This is a genomic window from Intestinimonas sp. RTP31139st1_F5_RTP31139_211217 (assembly GCF_040226735.1).
Classification (GTDB): domain Bacteria; phylum Bacillota; class Clostridia; order Oscillospirales; family Oscillospiraceae; genus Intestinimonas; species Intestinimonas butyriciproducens.
In genome coordinates this window covers 28,542-46,558 of the sequence record NZ_JBCOAQ010000026.1, presented here as the reverse complement: position 1 = coordinate 46,558, position 18,017 = coordinate 28,542, and the positions used below count along the sequence as shown (strand labels likewise).

The window sequence follows — 18,017 nt, the reverse complement described above, 5'->3', positions numbered from 1 at the left end:
CCGCGTGTTAGTAGCTCCTGCGGTTGAGCGCTCCCCACAGCTTTTTGCTCTGTTCCAGCGTCCAGGCGTTGATGGCGCTCCCCTCGCGGCCGACCGCGAAGGGGCCCCTTAGATTTTACTTGCGCGGCGGAAATCAATTCCGCCTGCGGCAAGGATCCATCCTCACGGACAGATCCCTTGGAGGCCGCTGCGCGGCGTACCGCCGTGGGCACGCTCCTCTTGCCCCAGGCTGTGCTCACTCCTTCACGAAATAGGCGATCCCGGCGCATCCAGGTCCGGCATGCGTGCCCACGACGGCGCCGATATCGCTCTCATAGACGGTCATCCCAGGGATACGCGCCCGGAAGTACTCCTCGCACTCCGCCATAACGGCCGGAGCGTCGGAGTGTCCAAAGGCCACCGGCAGCGCGGTATCCACCGGCTCCTTTTTAATCCGTTCCTCCATCCACTGGTAGGCGCCCTTGCGCCCCCGGGACTTTCCGGCTGCCTCTACCACACCGTCCCGAATGTTCAGGATCGGCGTGATCCCCAGCATCCCGCCCACAACGGCGGTGGCGGCGGAAATGCGCCCGCCCATTTTGAGATATTTGAGGGTCTCCACCACGGCGTAGAACCGCAGCCTCCCGGAGAGCCGCTCGACTTCGGACGCGATCTCGCCGGCGGAGAGGCCCTGGTCCCGCAGAAACGCGGCCCGCTCCACCAACAGTCCCAGCCCGAAGGTGACCGTCCCCGAGTCCACCACAAAGATATGCGTATCTTCCACCATACCCCGGGCAATGCAGGCGGACTGACAGGTGCCGGAGAGCAGGGAGGAGATAAAAATCCCCACCACCTCGTCTCCCGCCTCCCGGCAGGCCCGGAAGCGGGCGGCAAAATCCTCGGGATTGACCTGGGACGTAGTGGGCAGGGACTCCGCCCGGCGGAGCCGGGCATAGAAGTCCCCGTTTGTAAGATCTACGCCGTCCCGGAAGGTCTCCGCTCCAAAGTGGACGGAGAGCGGAGCCACCTCCACCCCCAGTTCCACCTGGCGGGACTTGGACAGATCGCAGGTGCTGTCAGTGATGATGCGTACCATATTTCTTCTCCTCGCAGTTTAAAAGTAGGCGTCCCGGGCGCTACGCCTCGTACTTTTCCCGAAAAAAGGCGGTGAGACTGCCCAACGCCCTGACCAGCACCTGGGCCTCCTGGTCGGAGAGCGTCTTCAGGATCTCGTCCACCATCTCGCGGTGAAATGCGGCGTGTACCTGGTCGGCCGCCCGGGCCTTCTCTGTGGGCCAAATTCGAACGGCCCGGCGGTCCCGCTCGTCCCGCCGCCGTTCCAGGTAGCCCTTCCGCTCCAGAAGGGAGACCGCAGTGGTCAGGGTTCCCGCCGTCACCCGCTGGGCCGCAGCAATGGCGGTGGCCCGATTGTCACGGGCCTCATCCTCCGCCCGGCACACCTCCTCGATGAGGTGCAGCTCCCGCAGGGACAAGTCGCTGAAGCTCCCGGCAAGGCTCTCCTCCTCTGTTTTCAAAATCTCGTCGAATACCTCCACCAGAAAGCGGTTGAGCTCAGCCCGATTCCCCTTCACACTGGTTCCTCCTTCCATATTTATTTGAATATCAAAGCATATGCATCATACACGGTTTCCCTGCCGCTGTCAATCTCTATTTGGAATCTCAAAATAAAAACCGTTCCGCACACAAAAAAAGGTCCTCCGCCGCAAGGGCGGCGGAGGACCTTTTTTTCATACAATCACTGTCTCAGGATCACGGTGGCATCGAACTCCGCGCCGTCGTAGGCGCCATTCGCCTCAATGATGTCGCCCGCCTCCAGATACTTCAGGCTGAGGCTGTCGCCGGTGGACACATCCAGAATGACCGTGCCGGAGGGCGCGTTCACGGTAACGATCTCCTCGTTGCCGGCCTCGTCCACACAGCGGAGATAGATGTATTTGTCCGAGGTGCTCACATAGATGACGGTGCCGGTGAGTTTATTGCTGGAGTTGACGGCCTGCTGGATCTCAATGGAGACCACCTGCTCGCCGCTCACCACCAGTCCCAGCTTGTAGCCGGGCCGCAGGGAGGAGAGGTTGACGCTCTTGCCGCTCTGGGTAACGGAGACGCCGGAGGTAACGGTGTAGGAGACCTCCTCCCCGTCGGAGAGCGTCATCTCCAGCGTGTAGCCGTTCTTCTCCTGGATGATGCGGTCCACGGTGCCGATGACAGTGGCGCTCTGAGAGGTTGCTGTGATGCGAGTGACCTCATTGTAGCGGACGGTGACCTCCACAGAGTCTCCGGTGCGGAGCTTGTCGATGGTGCTGTCGGCTTCGTCCCGTTCAATGTCGGGGGGATTGGACAGGTCCACCTTGAAGCTCACTTGGGTATCGTCCTCCTGCGTCACGACGAAGGTGACGGTGGTGTCGGTATCGCTGAAGATCCGCTCGGTAATGACGCCCTCGGTGACGGTGGAGCCGGGATAGGCCTCAATCAGGGCGGCATCGCCTCCGGAGAGGCGGAGGGTGACAAAGTAGTCCTTCTTGATGTTCCGCAGAAGAGTCGTCTCGCCGTTATAGGTGATGACGGCGGATTTAGACACGTCATAAGAGGTGGCCTTGCCTGTGTCGAAATTGGTCACCGTGATGGTATTGACGTCGCTGGCGTAGGAGGTGGCTTTCACCGCACCCTGCACATACTCCGTAACGGTATCCACTGCGGCGGTGACCACGGCATTGCTGTCGTTGGAGACCCGCAGGGACACATAGTCGCCCTCATAGCTGCTATTGAGGTTGCTCACCAGACTGTTGACGGTGGTGGTGGCGCCGGAGGGGACGGAGAAGGTACGGGTCACACCGTCGAACCCGATGACCTGGATGCTGGCGGCAGTGGTGCCGCTGGCCTTGGTATACCCGGCAAGAATGCCCTCTTCGGTACGGGTACCGCCATCGAGGCGGATGGCCACCAGACGCCCCTGGTCATCCAGCTTGCAGACCGCGCTGGTATACCCGGCATCCGCATCCACGATGGAGCGGTCCCCGGTGGTCTTGGAGCCCACCTGGACCTGAGTGAAGCGGTCCATGGTGAGTATCTCCCCCTGGCCGCTGCGGGTAATCGCAATGTCGTAGCCGTCAATGCCGTTGACGGTGGCCTCAAACTCCTCCAGCGCATCACTGACGCGGACGGCATAGGCGGTCCCCCTGCCGTCCAGGCAGACCCGTGCGTGACGGCCGGCCTTCAGGGCGGAGGTAGTGGACTCCATATTGTTTTCATAGATGGTCACGCCGGAGGGCAGGGACACCGAATAGGCCGTGGCTCCGGTGAGATCGTCGTTGAGGGTGAGGATCAGCGCGCCGCCGCTGCCCTCGGCGGGCGTGGCCGCGATGACGCCCTGCTGGAAGGCATAGCTGGTGTACTCCGGCAGGTCCGGATCGGTGCCGTGGGCGTCCATGTAGCGAATGGCCCGGGAGAGCATGGTGGCCATAATGGCCCGGGTGACCTGCCCGTCTGGGCCGAAATCGTTGTTCTGATCCCCCTGGACGATGCCGTACACGCTCAGCAGATAGACCGACGGCTTGGCACTCTCACTGATGGAGGCGGTGTCGTCAAAGCTCATGGGGTAGGAGGAGAGCCGCTCGGACATGGGGCCGAGCTGCATGGCGCGGATCAGGTAGACCGCCAGATCCTCCTTGACGATGGGCTTGGTGAGCGCGCCGGACTGGGTAAGGCTCTTCAGATCGGATTCGGTGAGGATCCCCGCGGCCAGGCAGATGGCGAACTCCCGGTAGAACCAGGACTGGCTGTCGTCCAGTACGTCGTCCACCGCCTCTTTATAGTCGTCGGCGATCTCGGCACTGGTGTTCTCATCCAGTCCCACGGCCCGGGCGCAGAGAGCCAGCGCCTCCGCGGTGGTCAGCTTGTTCTCCGGCTTAAAGGTCCCGTCCTCATAGCCCTTGAACATATTGGCGTCGGTCATTTCCTCGATATAGCTCTTGGCCCAGTGGCTCTGGATATCGGGGAACGCGGTGGCGGCGGACGCGGGCAGCGCCAGCGCGGACACAGTCACGGCCAGCGCCAGCGCGCAGGAGAGGAGTCGGTTCGTTTTCATTCAGCGCACCTCCAAGGAGTGGACCGTTACAAACGGTATACATAAAAATCTACAGCAGGTATTATTATAAAGTATAACGTTCCCGTCCCAAAAAAGCAACTGGAAGTATGCCGCTTTTGACCAATTCCATTTTTTGAGCATCCCAAAGCGTCGGACACCGGCTGAAAAAGCGGGCCCCGGAAGTAGTTCCGGGGCCCGCTGAGGCGTCACTCCCGTCCGGTCACGCCGTCGGCATACCGCACGTCGCTCATGGCGTCCTTGCCGTAGAAATCCGCGCCGATGCGCCGGGCGTACTCCTCGGTGAGCACCGCTCCTCCGGCCATGATCCTGCACCCAGGGGCTCGCTCCCGCAGGAGCCGGATGGTCTCCTCCATCTTTCCCACCGTGGTGGTCATGAGGGCGGAGAGCCCCACCAGGCCGGCCCCCTCCCGGACCGCCGCATCGGCCACGGTCTCGGGGGAGACGTCCTTTCCCAGGTCAATGACCTGATACCCGTAATTCTCCAGCAGTACCTTGACGATGTTTTTGCCGATGTCGTGGACATCACCCTTGACGGTGGCCAGCACCACCTTGCCCTTGGAGGCGGGAAGGCCGCCGTCCCCCTGGCTCATCCGCTCCCGTAGCAGCTCAAAGACGGCCTTGGCCGCCTCGGCGCTCATGAGGAGCTGAGGGAGATACATCCGGCCCTGTTCAAACTCGGTCCCCACATGGTCCAGGGCGGGAATCAGCGCGGCATCGATGATCTCCATCGGCGTCTTTTCCGCAAGCGCCGCCTGTGCGGCCTGGACGGCGCTCTCCCGGAGGCCCCGGATCACGGCAGAGGGCAGATCCGGCGCGGCGGAAGCCGCCGGTGCCCGGTCCGGCGGCGCGGAGGTTTCTCCCGCCATGGCCGCAATGTACGCCTGACAGTTGGCGTCCTGGCCGTTCAGGGCGCAAAACGCGCGGAACGCGTCCATCATGGCCGCGGAATTGGGGTTGAGGATGGCCGCCGAGAGCCCACGCTCCAGCGCCATGAGGAAAAAGGCTGCGTTCACCTTCTCCCGCTGGGGGAGCCCGAACGAGATGTTGGAGACCCCCAGGGAGGTGTGACAGCCCAGCTCCGACCGAATGAGGGCCAGGGCCTCCAAGGTGGTCCGTGCGGCAGTGGGCTCCGCACTCACCGCCATGGCCAGCGTGTCAAACACCAGGTCCTCCTTGGGGATGCCGTAACGCGCCGCCGTCTCCACAATGCGCCGGGCGATGGCCAGACGTGCCTCCGCCGTGGCCGGAATGCCCTGTTCGTCCAGCGTCAGGGCAATGGCCACGCCGCCGTACTTCTTCATCAGCGGGAATACCGCTTCCATGCTCTCGGTTTTGCCGCTTACCGAGTTTACCAGCGGGCAGCCGTTGTAGAGCCGCATCCCCCGCTCCATAGCGGCGGGATCGGAGGTGTCGATCTGAAGAGGGAGGTCGGTGACGCTCTGAAGCTGCGGGATGAGGAGGGCCATCATCTCCGGCTCGTCCAGCTCCGGCAGGCCCACATTCACGTCCAGCACCATGGCCCCGCTCTCCTGCTGGCAGACGGCCTCCCGGAGGATATAGTCCATATCCCGCTCCCGCAGAGCCTGCTTGAGCCGGGATTTACCGGTGGGGTTGATGCGCTCGCCGATGAGCACCGGGCCGTCGCCGAACGGTACGGTCCGGGCGTAGGAGGAGACCCGGGTCCGCCGCTCCGCGCACAGGGGGCGCGGCGTGATGCCGGAGCAGGCCTGTACGACGGCTGCAATGTGGTCGGGGGTGGTGCCGCAGCACCCTCCCACCACCCAGGCGCCGGCCCGGGCCAGCCCGGCCAGATCGGCGGAGAACGCCTCCGGCCCCACACCGAAGCGGGTACAACCGTCCACGCACTCGGGAAGCCCCGCGTTCGGGTTGAGGATGATGGGCAGGCGGGTATAGGCCCGCAGGGTGGGGAGCAGCTCCGCCATCTGGTCCGGCCCCAGGCCGCAGGTGAGTCCCTGAGCGTCCACCCTCAGCCCCTCCAGCAGCGTGACGGCGGAGGGGATGTCGCCTCCGGTGAGGAGCCGCCCCTTTTCATCCAGCACCAGGGTGACAAAGATGGGCAGGTCGCTGTTCTCCTTGGCGGCCACCACCGCCGCCTTGGCCTCATACAGGTCGCTCATGGTCTCCAGAAAGACCAAATCCGCCCCCGCTTGTACGCCCGCCCGGATCTCCCGGGCATAGGCCTCCACAGCGGCCTCAAAGGGCAGGTCCCCCATGGGCTGAAGGAGCCGTCCGGTGGGCCCCACGTCCAGGGCCACCCAGCCGCGGCCGGCCTCCTCCACCGCCTCCCGCGCCAGGCGGACGGCGGCGGCGACGATCTCCTCCAGCGGGTGGCCGGAGAGCTTCACGCCGTTGGCTCCAAAGGTATTGGTGGCAATGATGTCCGCTCCGGCGGCCAGATATTGCCCGTGGAGGGCGCGGACCACCTCGGGACGCTCCAGGTTCCAGAGCTCCGGCTCCCGCCCGGCGGGCAGGCCGGCGGCCTGGAGCATCGTGCCCATGGCTCCGTCGCAGAAGAGGATGCGGCGGCCCAGCTCGGTTCGGATATCCATGAAAAGTCCTCCTTGGAATGTTGTTCAGGGTCTGGCTGCTGTGCTCTGCGGATGGGGCCAGGCCCTCACTCCAGACGGAAGGCGCAGTCGGCCTTGCCGCAGGCACGGCAGCCGCCTGGCCGGCAGGGAGCGGCCTCCGGAGAGAGGCCCACCAGAGCCGTGACCGATTTGGTAGGGGTGAGCATCATGGTCTCCGTGGCGGTGAGGCCGATGCGCTTCGGGGCCTCCAGCGCACGCAGGAGGGCGCGCTGGCAGGAGATGGGGAAGTCCCCGTAGCCGGGGCTGAACCGGGGGCGGAGGGTGAGCCCTTCGGCGGCCGTCTGGGCCGCGATGGCGGCGCAGCACTCGTCGCAGTAGACCTCCAGCAGGGAGGCGGCGCAGGCCTGGATCATGACCGCCCGGCTCACGTCGGTGACCGAGGCGCGGTGGAGGAGCCGGTCCACCTCCGGTCCCAGTGTGGCCGCGAAGAGTCAGACCGCCGTGCAGCCCTCCAGATGCCGGCGGAGGTGGAGGCTCTCCACCTGCAGGCCCGCCGTCTCCACCCAGCCCTCGCCCAGCGCCAGGGGAAAGCGCCGCCAGACGCTCCTGGGACGGGCACAGGCCATGAGCGCCCGTCCGCAGTCCCGCAGGCCGGCCTCCAGGACCTCGTCCACCGTACCGCCGCCCCTGTGGAGCCCCAGGTAGCGGCGCGCCTCCTTCCAGTCGATCTCAGCCACGGGGCCGGATGATATCCGAGAGGTTGGCCATGATCCTGGCCGCCACATCGGGCTTGTTCATCGTGTAGATGTGGATGTGCTCCACCCCGTGGGCGACGAGGTCCACGATCTGTTCTGTGGCGTAGGCGATGCCCGCCTGCCGCATGGCGGCGGGGTCGTCGCCGAAGCGGTCGGCTATGCCTTGGAGCCGCGGGGGCATCACAGTGCCCGAGAGCTCACAGGAGCGGCGGATCTGCTTGACGCTCATCACCGGCATGATGCCCGCGATCACCGGCACCGTGATCCCCTTCGCCAGCACCCGGTAGAGAAAACGGTAGAGCACATCGTTGTCAAAGAACATCTGGGTGGTGAGGAAGTCCACCCCCATGTCCACCTTCCGCTTCAGGAAATCGATATCGTCCTCCCGGTGGGGACATTCCACGTGCCCCTCGGGATAGCAAGCCGCGCCGATGCACAGCTCCTTTCCGCCCTCCAGGCTTCGGATGTGGCCGATGAGCTCACTGGCATAGTGGTAGTGTTCCGGGGAAGGGAAGTCCGCATCCCGGGGGATATCCCCCCGGAGCGCCAAGATGTTCTCGATCCCCGCGGCGCGGAGGGCAGCCACCATAGAGGATATCTCCTCCCGGGTGGAGGACACGCAGGTGAGGTGGGCCAGGGCGGGGACATGATAGGTGTCCTGCAGCCGTACGGCGATCTCCTGGGTGCGCTTGGACGTGCTCCCGCCCGCCCCGTAGGTAACGCTGATAAAATCGGGTCTCAGCGCGGCGGTGTCCCGGAGGACGCCCTCCACCTGGTCCAGCGTGGTCCCCACCTTGGGCGGGAAGAGTTCACAGGAGACGGTGGGCCGCCCCCGTGAGAGAAGTTCCGACAGCTTCATAGCAAAAACCCCTTTTTTTCGTTGGGGGTTATTTTACCACGCCAAAGCCCAATGTGCAACGAAAAAATCCTACTTGACAAATGGGAGCAGCGGTCTTATACTGCAAAGCATAGTATTTTAATATGAATTTAATGCGCAGAGAGGGGGACGCCGCCGTGAACCGGACGGATCTGGAGCTGGAAACCGGGCTGTGCCGGTGGCGGAACAGCCGAATGTACCGCGCCGCTTTTTGAATGGACACCAAAAAAATCAAAAAGAAAGCGGGTATTTTTTATGAACCACGACACCTATCGCTTTGAGACCCTCCAGCTCCACGCGGGTCAGGAGCAGCCCGATCCCGCCACCGGCGCCCGGGCGGTACCCATCTATCAGACCACCTCCTACGTGTTCCGCGACTGCGCCCAGGCCGCGGCCCGGTTCGGACTCTCCGACGCGGGCAATATCTACGGGCGTCTCACCAATCCCACCCAGGACGTGCTGGAGCAGCGCGTGGCGGCCCTGGAGGGCGGCGTGGCGGCCCTGGCGCTGGCCTCCGGCGCGGCGGCCATCACTTACGCCGTCCAGGCTCTGGCCCAGGCGGGGGAGCATATCGTAGCCCAAAAGACCATTTACGGCGGCAGCTATAACCTTCTGGCCCACACCCTGCCCCAGTTCGGGATCTCCACCACCTTTGTGGACGCCCACGACCTGTCCCAGGTGGAGGGAGCAATCCGGCCAAACACCAAGGCAATTTACCTGGAGACGCTGGGCAATCCCAACAGCGACATCCCGGACATTGACGCCATCGCCGCCATCGCCCACAGGCACGGTCTGCCCCTGGTCATCGACAACACCTTCGGCACGCCCTATCTCATCCGTCCCATTGCGCATGGCGCCGATATCGTGGTCCACTCGGCCACCAAGTTCCTGGGCGGCCACGGCACCACCCTGGGCGGCATCATCGTGGACTCCGGCAAATTCGACTGGAAGGCCGCGGGGAAGTACGCCCCCATCGCCGAGCCCAACCCCAGCTATCACGGCGTATCCTTTGCGGACGCCGCCGGCCCCGCCGCCTTTGTCACCTATATCCGCGCCATTCTCCTGCGGGACACCGGCGCCACCATCTCTCCCTTCAACGCCTTTCTGCTGCTCCAGGGGGTGGAGACCCTCTCCCTGCGGCTGGACCGCCATGCGGAGAACACCAGGAAGGTGGTGGACTACCTGAGCAGGCACCCCAAGGTGGAGCGCGTAAATCACCCCTCCCTGCCAGGGCACCCGGACCACGCCCTGTATCAGAAGTATTTCCCCAACGGCGGCGCCTCTATTTTTACCTTTGAGATCAAGGGCGGCCTGGAGGATGCTCAGCGGTTTATCGACAAACTCAAGATCTTCTCCCTGCTGGCCAATGTGGCCGATGTGAAGAGCCTGGTCATCCACCCGGCCACCACCACCCACTCTCAGCTCAGCCCGGAAGAGCTGCTGGACCAGGGCATCAAGCCCAACACCATCCGGCTTTCCATCGGCACGGAGCATATCGACGACATCCTGGAGGACCTGGCGCAGGCCCTGGGGTAAATTTGCCCCACGAGAGAGACACCCCCCTGTACAGCAAAACGGCGCTGCACAGGGGGGCGTTTGCGCATGGGCTCACTCCTGCTCCAGCAGCACCGCCCCCGCGGCCCGGGCGAACATACGCGCCGCAGCCAGGGCCTCCTGGAGGGTGTTGCCGTGAGAGCCCACCTCCACCAGCAAGGAGCCGGTGGTGAGCTGTTGATTGTAGCGGTTTTCCCGCAGGCCGATGGGCCGGGCCAGGGTGGGCCAGAGGGTGTTCATCTCCTTCTGGATCTTCACCGCCAGGCTCAGGTTCTGCCGCCAGTTCGGGTGCGTGTACTTGGCGTCCGAGCCCATGACCAGCATGACCTGGGCACATTTTTCACTATTGATGGTGGTAATGGGTTTGTAAATGGTGCCGTCCTCGCCGATCAGCGCGTCCCGGTGGACGTCCATCACCACCTTGATGGTCGGATACCGCTCCAGGTAGGTCTCCACCGCCGCCAGGGAGCGGTCATAGGAGCCGTTGTACTCCGGGTAGTCATAGAGCTCGGTGTCATGGATCACCGAGAGCCCCATCTCGGTGAGCACCTGGGCGATCTCCTCTCCCACCCGGACCACGCTGTGGGTCTTGTCTGTCGTGCGGCATTCCCCGCTGGGAGTGTAGACGTCCTCGCCGTCCGGGGTATAGGCCTCGCTGCCGTGGGTGTGCATGATGAGCACCTGCGGGCCCTCCTCCGGAAGGGTGAGTTCCAGTTGGGCGGAGGCCAGCGCGGCCACATCCAGGGGCAGTCCGGGCCGGTTCTCGATGTACACCCCCTGGGCGGCGTCATAGCCGTCGGCGCTGACCGGGAGGAGGGTCTTTCCAACGATGTCCTCCGGGGCCGTCGTCACCTCCGGAAGCTGGTGGGGGTCCTCCGGGTCGTCCGGCTCCATGGAGGGGGCCTGCGTGGCCCCCGGCTCCTGCTCCGGCTGTTCCCCGGAGAGGTCCGGCCCGCCTTCAAACGCCATGAGCGCCGGGGATTGGCGGAGGATCAGCCGTTGCCAGCCTTCCAGGCCGTTCATGGGGTCGTCCTCCAGCGGGAGGTTCCCCAGCTCCGCCCGGAGGGCGGCGGAGACAAAGGCGGGGCTCTCCGCCAGTGTCTGGAACGTCTGGGCCGCCGCTCCCATGTCCGCTGTCAGCGACAGCACCCACACCGTGACCGTGGTCAAAAAGAGGGCCGTCCCCCGCCGGAGCATTTTTGACCACCGGCCTTGTCCCCTTCTCATCGGCATCCCCGTCCTTTCTTCTGTTCTCTAACACCATATGCGGACCTGCGGGACGCTATGAGTGGGATTTGAAATTTCTGGCACACTATGATATACTGTATAAACTCATTTCAAAACAGAGAGGCAGGCGAGAAGATGAGGCGGCTGTGGGAATCCGCTGGGGTGCGGTTTGTGCGCGAGATCCTGGAGGTATATTTTGACCGCCGGGTGTCCAGGTCCGCCGCGGAGCTGGCCTATTTTCTCATTCTCAGCTTCTTTCCGGTGCTGATCTGCGTCAATGCTTTTGTGGGGCTGCTGCACCTGGACGTGAACCTGATCCTCGCCGGGACCGAGGAATTTCTCCCCAAGGAGAGCCGTTCCATCCTGGGGGACTATATCCTCTACATCACCGATAACCAGTCCAACGCCATGCTCTTCGCGGGCCTCACCATGACGCTCTTTTCCGCCTCCGCGGCCTTTCGGGCCCTCATGAATATCATGGCGGACATCTATGGGCGCACCACCTATCGGGGGGTAGGCCAGGTCGTGGCCAGCGTGGCTTTCTCCGTTCTGTTTCTTATCACCATCTACCTCTCCCTGGCGGTCCTCCTCACCGGAAGCTGGTTCCTCCATCTGGTGGAGACCTATCTGCCCTGGGTGAGGCAGGTGGTGGGGGACTGGCAGTGGATCCGCTTTTGGGTCCTCTTCTGTCTGGTCATGCTCTTTGTCCTGCTCACCTATCGCATGGCGGCCCCCAGAGGCAAGCCCCGGCCGCCCATCCTCACCGGCGGGGTGCTGGCCTCCGCCGCGCTGGTGTGCGCCTCCATGCTTTTTTCCTGGTTCATCGGTATGTCCTCCCGATATTCTCTGGTGTACGGCTCCCTAGCCTCGGTTATCATCCTGCTGGTGTGGCTGTATCTGTGCGGGAATATCCTGATCCTGGGCAACGTATTCAACTACGTCTGGTATCGGCGGAAGAAGGTCCGCTATGAAACATAGCCCAGGGCGCCATTCTTCCCCCCATCCATTCGCTCTGCGCGCGGACGCCGTGCGCTCAGCTCCATGGCGCGCATTGCCGCGCCATGGAGCTTTTCTAAAAGTCCGTTTTATGGGACATGTACTCCGATATACTGATACCATCCTGAAGGAACAGAAAGGAGCGGTACGAAATGGAGTACACGATGAAATGGGTCAGAGGGCATGTGGAGGTCTACGACAGAGCGGGCCGCTTCCTCTTTTCAGCGGACAGCGAGGCCGAGGCCTACCACGAGCTGGAGGACGCCGCGGCATAAAAAAACGTCGGAGGGGCATTGGGCGGCGTCCGTAAAACAGGGAATCCTCCGTATGCTGCAATCATACGGAGGATTGTTTTCTGCATGATATTCAAACTTGCTGACGGAGAAAGAAGTTGCGCAGGACGTACAATACTCCTGATAGGAAAGTATAGAAGTGCGTCCTTTTGTTCCGAAAGGATTTTGCAGCATCCCGACAAACTGGAATTGTCGAACTCTTTATAACTAAAGATATAGCAATCCCGCGCCGAAACGCGCACATGAGCATAGCTGACGTTTTAAGTCGTGCCTGTTTGTTTGATAAAATTATTTCACTTATTCTGAGCTTCCACATCACAGACAATCTGATTGAGTGTATCTTCAGAGAATTGGCTGCCTATCACATCAGGAGAACACCATGGGAAGATATACGTACCCAAACAGAAGGCCAAAGAGGATTCGCAGAATTTGCGGAACTGCATTTGTACCAGTTCCGTATTGTTTTCCCCTGGTCCCTGACAGGAAACAATCAGTCCCACGGGCCTATTCTCAATAAAGGACTTGATTTCCATTTCGTCCACAGCCTTGTCAGAGCCTCCGACAAATTTGAACAGCGCTACATGACGATCCATCAGAAGCTTTAACTGCCCTGAGTAAGAGTGCCCGTACAGCGGCGTCCATGACCTTGCCCAACAGCCGGGTCACATCATCATCCTGCACACAGCCGGGTTTATCCAGAACGCTTTGGCAGTGATTGCAGCCCAAACAACCGTTGATCTGATAGTCTGTGATGCGGCAAATTTCCACGTTGTGGTTTGTCTTTAATCTTTCGGCGACCCGTTGCACAATCGCATTGGTATTTCCATTCTTTCTGGGGCTTCCAGAAAGAAGTAGTATATTCATATTCAATCCTCAAATTTCGATTTTTCTCACTCTTTTGCTGAACAAAGTATATCAGCAAAATATGGAAAGCCTATCATTCACACAGGGAAACGCCCGAAGAAGTTTAGGATTCTTCGGGCGTACTCAATGCTGTCTTACGCACGCCCGCTTATGCCTCTCCGACGTTTTTTGCATTTCAGTCCGGAATGTATTCCCGCACCCGGAGGGTGGCCCCCAGGCGCTCACACATCCGGCGGCAGGCCTCGATCTCCTCCGGCGTCTTGTCCTTGTTGACGATGGTCATCATGACGGTGGGGACGTACTGGGCTGCGCTGCGGGTAAAGTCCAGCATGGCGTCCCATGCCTTCGCCCCCTCCCTGGGGCGGGTGACGGCCACATACTCCTCAGGGGTGGAGCCGTTGAGGGAAATAGAGAGCACATCGATACGTCCGGCCAGCCCGGGCGTCACATCCCGGCCATGGATGAGGTTGGCATGGCCGTTGGTATTGATGCGCACCGGCGGCAGATGGGGCACCGCCTTTTTCAGCTCGTCCACCAGCCACAGCAGGTCGTCGATCCGGTAGGTGGGCTCGCCGAAGCCGCAGAACACCAGCTCGGTATACCGGGAGAGGTCCCGGGAGAGCAGGTCCTTCAGAGCCTCCTCCCGGCTGGGCTCATGCTCCAGCCACAGGTCGTCGGCATAGATGGAGCCCTTGTGGCCGTTGTTGCGCAGGCAGAAGATACAGGCGCAGTCGCAGCGGTTGGTGAGGTTGACATACAGCGCGTCGCCGTACTCATAGGAGATGGTTTCCATACTTATCCTTCCCTTCAGTCGATACCGAAGAACCGCTCCCCGTTCTCCAGCGTGATGTCCAGCACTTCCTCTGCGGAGAGCCCCTTCCACTCGGCCACCCGCTCGGCGGTGAGGCGGATCATGGTGGAGTCGCACCGCTTTCCACGGAAGGGCTCGGGGGCCATATAGGGGGCGTCGGTCTCCAGCATCAGGCGGTCCATGGGCATAAATTTTACTACCTCGGGGCCACGCCGGGCATTGGCAAAGGTGATGTTCCCGGTAAAGGAGAGCATCCAGCCCCGATCCAGCAGTACCTTCGCATCCTCGACGCTGCCCGAATAGCAGTGGAACACCCCCCGGCAGCCGGGATGGGCCCGCACGATGTCCAGACAGTCCCGGTGTGCGTCCCGGTCATGGACGACGGCAGGCAGGTCCAGCTCCTCCGCGAGGGAGAGCTGGGCGTCAAAAAAATCCCGTGAGAAGGCCCGGGCCTCGGGGGTCTTGACCCAGTAGTAGTCCAGACCGATCTCTCCGATGGCCTTCACCTTGGGGTGGGCGGACATGGTCCGCACCTGGTCGAGCTGGTCCAGAGAGGCCCCCTCCAGGTTCTCCGGGTGGAAGCCCACGGCGGCGTAAAGATAGCCGAATCTTTCCGCCAAGGCGATGGAGGCCCGGGAGGACTCCAGATCGCAGCCGGGGCAGAGCACCAGGGCCACCCCCATGGAGGGGAGGGCCGCAAGCAGTTCGTCCCGGTCCGGGTCGAAGGCCCCGTCATAGTAGTGGGCGTGGGTGTCGAAAATCATGGAAAAGCCTCCTTCCGGCACATGTCCGGGGTTGATTCTGCCCTCATGATACAATACTTTGCGGGAAAAAACAAGGCAGGCCCGCTCTGCTGCTGTGCTTCCTGCCCGCCGGCCTGGAGGTGCTGGGGATGGTGCTGCTGGCCCCCCGGCTGATGGGAGTGTCCACTCTGGATGCCGCCGTCATGGGCGCGGTGGTGGGCGCGGTCTCCCCGGCGGTGATCGTTCCCCGGATGCTCCGGCTCCTGGAGGAGGGCTATGGAGCGGGAGGGGACCGAATATAAAACCGTGCGCCCCGCCTTCGGCGGGGGCGCACGGTTTTATTCAGCGTCTCAGCACAGACCGTAGCCGGCGGGCACCTTGTCGTCCAGGATGATGAGATGGAGCTTCTCCGTACCGTCGGGCTCCTCCTTCACCGCGGAGATGAGCATGCCGTTGGACATGATCCCCATCATCTTCCGGGGCTTGAGGTTGGTGCAGGCCACCACGGTCTTGCCCACCAGCGCCTCGGGCTCATACCACTCGTGGATGCCGGAAAGGATCTGACGGGGGAACTCCTCTCCGCAGTCCAGGGTGAAGCGCAGCAGCTTGCTGGACTTGGGCACGGCCTCACAGGCCAGGACCTTGGCGGTCACGAACTTCACCTTGTCAAAGTCGTCAATGGTAATATACGCCGGGGCGGCAGGCGCCTCCTGCTTGCCCTCGGCCTTGGCCTCGGGTGCCGGAGCGGCGGCCTCGGCGGGCTTTTTCTCCATAGATTCCAATTCCTTCAGCTCCTTTTCCATGTCGATGCGGGGGAAGAGGTTCTCGCCCCGCTTGACGGCCACATCGGCGGGCAGAACGCCCCAGGTCCCGGCGCTCGCCCAGGACTGCGCCTCGCTCCCCGCGCCCACCTGGGCAAAGATCTTTTCGCAGGTGGAGGGCATGAAGGGCCGCAGCAGCACCGCAGAGATGCGGATGCTCTCCAGCAGATTGTACATCACCCGGGCCAGGCGGGCCTTGTGGGCCGCCTCCTTGCCCAGGACCCAGGGCTTGGTCTCGTCGATATACTTGTTGGCGCGGGAGACCACGGCGAAGACGTCCACCAGGGCCTCCTGGAAGGCGAATTTCTCCATGCGCTGCTCATACCGGTCCCGCACGCCGGCGCACAGGGCGATGAGCTCGGCGTCCTCCGGCCCCTCGGCCTGCTCCGCCGGAAGGCGGCCGCCCTCAAAATACTTGCCCGCCATGGACACGGTCCGGCTCACCAGATTGCCTAGGTCATTGGCAAGATCAGTATTGATGCGCCCGATGAGGGCCTCGTTGGAAAAATTGCCGTCGGAGCCGAAGGGGAACTCCCGCAGCAGGAAGTACCGCAGGGCGTCCACGCCATAGCGTTCGGCCAGTACATAGGGATCCACCACGTTGCCCTTGGATTTGGACATCTTGCCGCCGTCCAGCAGCAGCCAGCCGTGGCCGTACACCTTCTTGGGGAGGGGCAGGTCCAGCGCCATGAGGATGGCGGGCCAGATAATGGAGTGGAAGCGGACGATCTCCTTGCCCACAAAGTGGACGTCGGCGGGCCAGTACTTCTCAAAGTCATGGTATCTGCCGTTCTCATAACCCAGGGCGTTGATATAGTTGGAGAGGGCGTCGATCCACACATAGACCACGTGGCCCGGGTCGAAGTCCACGGGCACGCCCCAAGTAAAGCTGGTCCGGGAGACGCACAGATCCTCCAGGCCGGGCTTGATGAAATTGTTCACCATCTCGTTCACCCGGCTGCGGGGCTCTAGGAAGTCGGTGTTCTCCAGCAACTCCTGGATGCGGCCCGCGTATTTGGAGAGGCGGAAGAAATAGGCCTCCTCCTCGGCATCCACCACCTCGCGGCCGCAGTCGGGGCACTTGCCGTCCACCAGCTGCGTCTCGGTCCAGAAGGACTCGCAGGGCTTGCAGTACTTGCCCACGTATTTGCCCTTGTAGATGTCGCCCTGTTCATAGAGGCGCTTGAAGATCTTCTGGACCGACTCCATGTGGTAATCGTCGGTGGTGCGGATGAAGCGGTCATTGGAGATGTCCATCAGCTTCCACAGATCCAGCACGCCCCGGGGGCCCTCCACGATATTGTCCACAAAGGCCTTGGGCTCCATGCCCGCCTCCCTGGCCTTGTCCTCGATCTTCTGGCCGTGCTCGTCGGTGCCGGTGAGGAAAAGCACGTCGCAGCCCTTCAGCCGTTTATAGCGGGCCATGGCGTCGGTGGCCACGGTACAGTAGGTGTGGCCGATGTGGAGCTTATCCGAGGGGTAATAGATGGGCGTGGTGATATAAAATGTGTTGTTATCCTTCATCAGGGGTTCCCTCCCTATTCAAATCTTCTGTTTCAGTGTCCTTCAAAAGCCGCTTCCCCGGCATTCGCGGTCCCCGGGGCTGCCGGGCGTTGTAGAGCAGCACCGCGGAAGAGGCGGCAAAATAGAGGAAAAAGGCCAGATACAGGGCCAGGAAGCCCGGCTCGTGGGTATCGGCCAGCGTGACCAGGATGAAGTACATGGCGCACAGGGAGAAGAAGGCGCTCCGAAAGGTCTTGGCCCGCTCGAAGCCAAAGCCCGCCATAAAATAGGAGCCCAGCACCGCGGCGATGACGGCAAAGAGCTGATAGACGTAGTCGAGGATGATAGGGTCCCCGGAGCGGGCCTGATAGGCCACGATGAGCCACATGCAGGCGGTATAGGCCGGAATGAGGAGGCTGGAGCTGTATTTCCCCTGTCCCTCGCCACGGTAGTTGTTCTTTCCCAGTTGGAAGAGGCTCCAGCCCGAGCACAGGGCCAGGACGGCCAGCAACGCCCTGGGCAGCAGCCCCAGCATGGGGGTGCCCTTGGTCTGGAGCTTGGCCTCGGCATAGAGCTGAGGCAGCTCCATCAGGAAGAGGGCCCCGGCGATGACCATGAGGAAGGCGGCCGCCACCATGCCGGCCATGTAGAGGGTACGGCCCCGGGCGGAGAATGCCTCGTCATAGCCGCCGGGGAATACCCGGTGGCTGCCCCTGCACAGCAGGGCCAGCGCCAGCACCGCCGCCGCGGACAGGGCGATAAGGGCCCAGGTGGCGGGCATTCCCGGTATGGGCAGTCCGGTATCCGCCTCGAAAGCGGAGGCCAGCTCCCAGCGGCGCAGGAAAAAGCCGGCCGCGCCGCTCACGGCGGCGGTCACCGGCAGGACAAGCTCTTTGCGCATGCGTTCCAGTCCTCTCTT

The 18,017-nt window shown here is 62.6% G+C and carries 17 protein-coding genes and 1 pseudogene; 5 read left to right on the top strand and 13 right to left on the bottom strand.

All coding sequences use genetic code 11. The features are described 5' to 3' along the window. Positions 1-235: 235 nt before the first annotated feature. The 7 genes from ABUA09_RS13780 to metF form a co-directional block, all read right to left on the bottom strand. Entirely contained in the window at positions 236-1,075 is an 840-nt protein-coding gene (locus ABUA09_RS13780; protein WP_033118796.1) for a DegV family protein, read from the bottom strand. A 40-nt stretch (positions 1,076-1,115) separates the two neighbouring features. Next, entirely contained in the window at positions 1,116-1,571 is a 456-nt protein-coding gene (locus ABUA09_RS13775; RefSeq protein ID WP_033118795.1) for a MarR family winged helix-turn-helix transcriptional regulator, read from the bottom strand. 164 nt (positions 1,572-1,735) lie between these two features. Next, a complete protein-coding gene (locus ABUA09_RS13770; RefSeq protein ID WP_349949429.1) occupies positions 1,736-4,084 on the bottom strand; it encodes an S-layer homology domain-containing protein in 2,349 nt (782 codons plus the stop codon). A 206-nt stretch (positions 4,085-4,290) separates the two neighbouring features. Then, on the bottom strand, positions 4,291-6,675 hold the full coding sequence (locus ABUA09_RS13765) for a homocysteine S-methyltransferase family protein (protein WP_349949428.1): 2,385 nt from the start codon (positions 6,673-6,675) through the stop codon (positions 4,291-4,293). Between the two features lie 65 nt (positions 6,676-6,740). Further along, positions 6,741-7,118 carry a hypothetical protein gene (locus tag ABUA09_RS13760; protein ID WP_349949427.1) on the bottom strand — a complete coding sequence of 126 codons (378 nt, stop codon included), beginning with the start codon at positions 7,116-7,118 and terminating at the stop codon, positions 6,741-6,743. Between the two features lie 27 nt (positions 7,119-7,145). Further along, positions 7,146-7,391 carry a hypothetical protein gene (locus ABUA09_RS13755; protein ID WP_349949426.1) on the bottom strand — a complete coding sequence of 82 codons (246 nt, stop codon included), beginning with the start codon at positions 7,389-7,391 and terminating at the stop codon, positions 7,146-7,148. Beyond that, the gene (metF, locus tag ABUA09_RS13750; RefSeq protein WP_058116827.1) at positions 7,384-8,268 is read right to left on the bottom strand and encodes a methylenetetrahydrofolate reductase [NAD(P)H]; all 885 of its coding nucleotides are present in this window, start codon (positions 8,266-8,268) and stop codon (positions 7,384-7,386) included. Before metF ends, ABUA09_RS13755 begins: the two co-directional genes overlap by 8 nt. 273 nt (positions 8,269-8,541) lie before the next feature. On the opposite strand from metF, the gene ABUA09_RS13745 reads away from it, so the two are divergent. Next, positions 8,542-9,822, top strand: a complete 1,281-nt coding sequence (locus ABUA09_RS13745; protein WP_349949425.1) for an O-acetylhomoserine aminocarboxypropyltransferase/cysteine synthase family protein — start codon at positions 8,542-8,544, stop codon at positions 9,820-9,822. A 72-nt stretch (positions 9,823-9,894) separates the two neighbouring features. On the opposite strand, the gene spoIIP is transcribed toward ABUA09_RS13745, so the two are convergent. Continuing rightward, a complete protein-coding gene (spoIIP, locus tag ABUA09_RS13740) occupies positions 9,895-11,067 on the bottom strand; it encodes a stage II sporulation protein P (protein ID WP_195969507.1) in 1,173 nt (390 codons plus the stop codon). 135 nt (positions 11,068-11,202) lie between these two features. Between spoIIP and ABUA09_RS13735 the strand changes: the two genes are divergently transcribed. The 3 genes from ABUA09_RS13735 (at position 11,203) to ABUA09_RS13725 (ending at position 12,961) form a co-directional block, all read left to right on the top strand. Continuing rightward, a complete protein-coding gene (locus tag ABUA09_RS13735) occupies positions 11,203-12,045 on the top strand; it encodes a YihY/virulence factor BrkB family protein (RefSeq protein ID WP_075704962.1) in 843 nt (280 codons plus the stop codon). Between the two features lie 170 nt (positions 12,046-12,215). After that, a complete protein-coding gene (locus ABUA09_RS13730) occupies positions 12,216-12,338 on the top strand; it encodes a hypothetical protein (RefSeq protein ID WP_257534796.1) in 123 nt (40 codons plus the stop codon). Between the two features lie 167 nt (positions 12,339-12,505). After that, positions 12,506-12,961 (top strand): hypothetical protein, encoded by a 456-nt coding sequence (locus ABUA09_RS13725; protein ID WP_178388436.1) that lies wholly within the window; start codon positions 12,506-12,508, stop codon positions 12,959-12,961. On the opposite strand, the gene ABUA09_RS13720 is transcribed toward ABUA09_RS13725, so the two are convergent. From ABUA09_RS13720 to ABUA09_RS13710, 3 genes are all read right to left on the bottom strand, one after another. Further along, positions 12,906-13,220 (bottom strand): flavodoxin family protein, encoded by a 315-nt coding sequence (locus ABUA09_RS13720; protein ID WP_075704961.1) that lies wholly within the window; start codon positions 13,218-13,220, stop codon positions 12,906-12,908. The two genes, ABUA09_RS13725 and ABUA09_RS13720, sit on opposite strands and share 56 nt — an antisense overlap. A gap of 175 nt (positions 13,221-13,395) precedes the next feature. Further along, positions 13,396-14,013, bottom strand: coding sequence for a TatD family nuclease-associated radical SAM protein (locus ABUA09_RS13715; RefSeq protein ID WP_058116823.1), 618 nt, complete (start codon positions 14,011-14,013; stop codon positions 13,396-13,398). A 14-nt stretch (positions 14,014-14,027) separates the two neighbouring features. Continuing rightward, positions 14,028-14,795: a TatD family hydrolase gene (locus tag ABUA09_RS13710; RefSeq protein WP_195608067.1), complete on the bottom strand. Its 768-nt coding sequence runs from the start codon at positions 14,793-14,795 to the stop codon at positions 14,028-14,030. Between the two features lie 65 nt (positions 14,796-14,860). Between ABUA09_RS13710 and ABUA09_RS13705 the strand changes: the two are divergent. Further along, positions 14,861-15,055: pseudogene (locus ABUA09_RS13705) on the top strand (cation:proton antiporter); the annotation flags it as partial. Positions 15,056-15,124: 69 nt separating this feature from the next. Here ABUA09_RS13705 and metG read toward each other — a convergent pair. Further along, the gene (gene metG, locus ABUA09_RS13700; RefSeq protein WP_033118785.1) at positions 15,125-17,119 is read right to left on the bottom strand and encodes a methionine--tRNA ligase; all 1,995 of its coding nucleotides are present in this window, start codon (positions 17,117-17,119) and stop codon (positions 15,125-15,127) included. Continuing rightward, positions 17,109-17,999 (bottom strand): hypothetical protein, encoded by an 891-nt coding sequence (locus tag ABUA09_RS13695; protein ID WP_075704959.1) that lies wholly within the window; start codon positions 17,997-17,999, stop codon positions 17,109-17,111. The genes metG and ABUA09_RS13695 overlap by 11 nt, the downstream gene beginning before the upstream one ends. Positions 18,000-18,017: the final 18 nt, after the last annotated feature.

Bases quoted from the DNA above. Each gene is read 5' to 3' on its own strand.
- ABUA09_RS13715 (WP_058116823.1), bottom strand. From the start codon at position 14,013: ATGGAAACCATCTCCTATGAGTACGGCGACGCGCTGTATGTCAACCTC.
- spoIIP (WP_195969507.1), bottom strand. From the start codon at position 11,067: ATGAGAAGGGGACAAGGCCGGTGGTCAAAAATGCTCCGGCGGGGGACG.
- ABUA09_RS13730 (WP_257534796.1), top strand. From the start codon at position 12,216: ATGGAGTACACGATGAAATGGGTCAGAGGGCATGTGGAGGTCTACGAC.
- metG (WP_033118785.1), bottom strand. From the start codon at position 17,119: ATGAAGGATAACAACACATTTTATATCACCACGCCCATCTATTACCCC.
- metF (WP_058116827.1), bottom strand. From the start codon at position 8,268: ATGAAGCTGTCGGAACTTCTCTCACGGGGGCGGCCCACCGTCTCCTGT.
- ABUA09_RS13745 (WP_349949425.1), top strand. From the start codon at position 8,542: ATGAACCACGACACCTATCGCTTTGAGACCCTCCAGCTCCACGCGGGT.
- ABUA09_RS13735 (WP_075704962.1), top strand. From the start codon at position 11,203: ATGAGGCGGCTGTGGGAATCCGCTGGGGTGCGGTTTGTGCGCGAGATC.
- ABUA09_RS13720 (WP_075704961.1), bottom strand. From the start codon at position 13,220: ATGAATATACTACTTCTTTCTGGAAGCCCCAGAAAGAATGGAAATACC.
- ABUA09_RS13770 (WP_349949429.1), bottom strand. From the start codon at position 4,084: ATGAAAACGAACCGACTCCTCTCCTGCGCGCTGGCGCTGGCCGTGACT.
- ABUA09_RS13780 (WP_033118796.1), bottom strand. From the start codon at position 1,075: ATGGTACGCATCATCACTGACAGCACCTGCGATCTGTCCAAGTCCCGC.
- ABUA09_RS13765 (WP_349949428.1), bottom strand. From the start codon at position 6,675: ATGGATATCCGAACCGAGCTGGGCCGCCGCATCCTCTTCTGCGACGGA.
- ABUA09_RS13710 (WP_195608067.1), bottom strand. From the start codon at position 14,795: ATGATTTTCGACACCCACGCCCACTACTATGACGGGGCCTTCGACCCG.
- ABUA09_RS13695 (WP_075704959.1), bottom strand. From the start codon at position 17,999: ATGCGCAAAGAGCTTGTCCTGCCGGTGACCGCCGCCGTGAGCGGCGCG.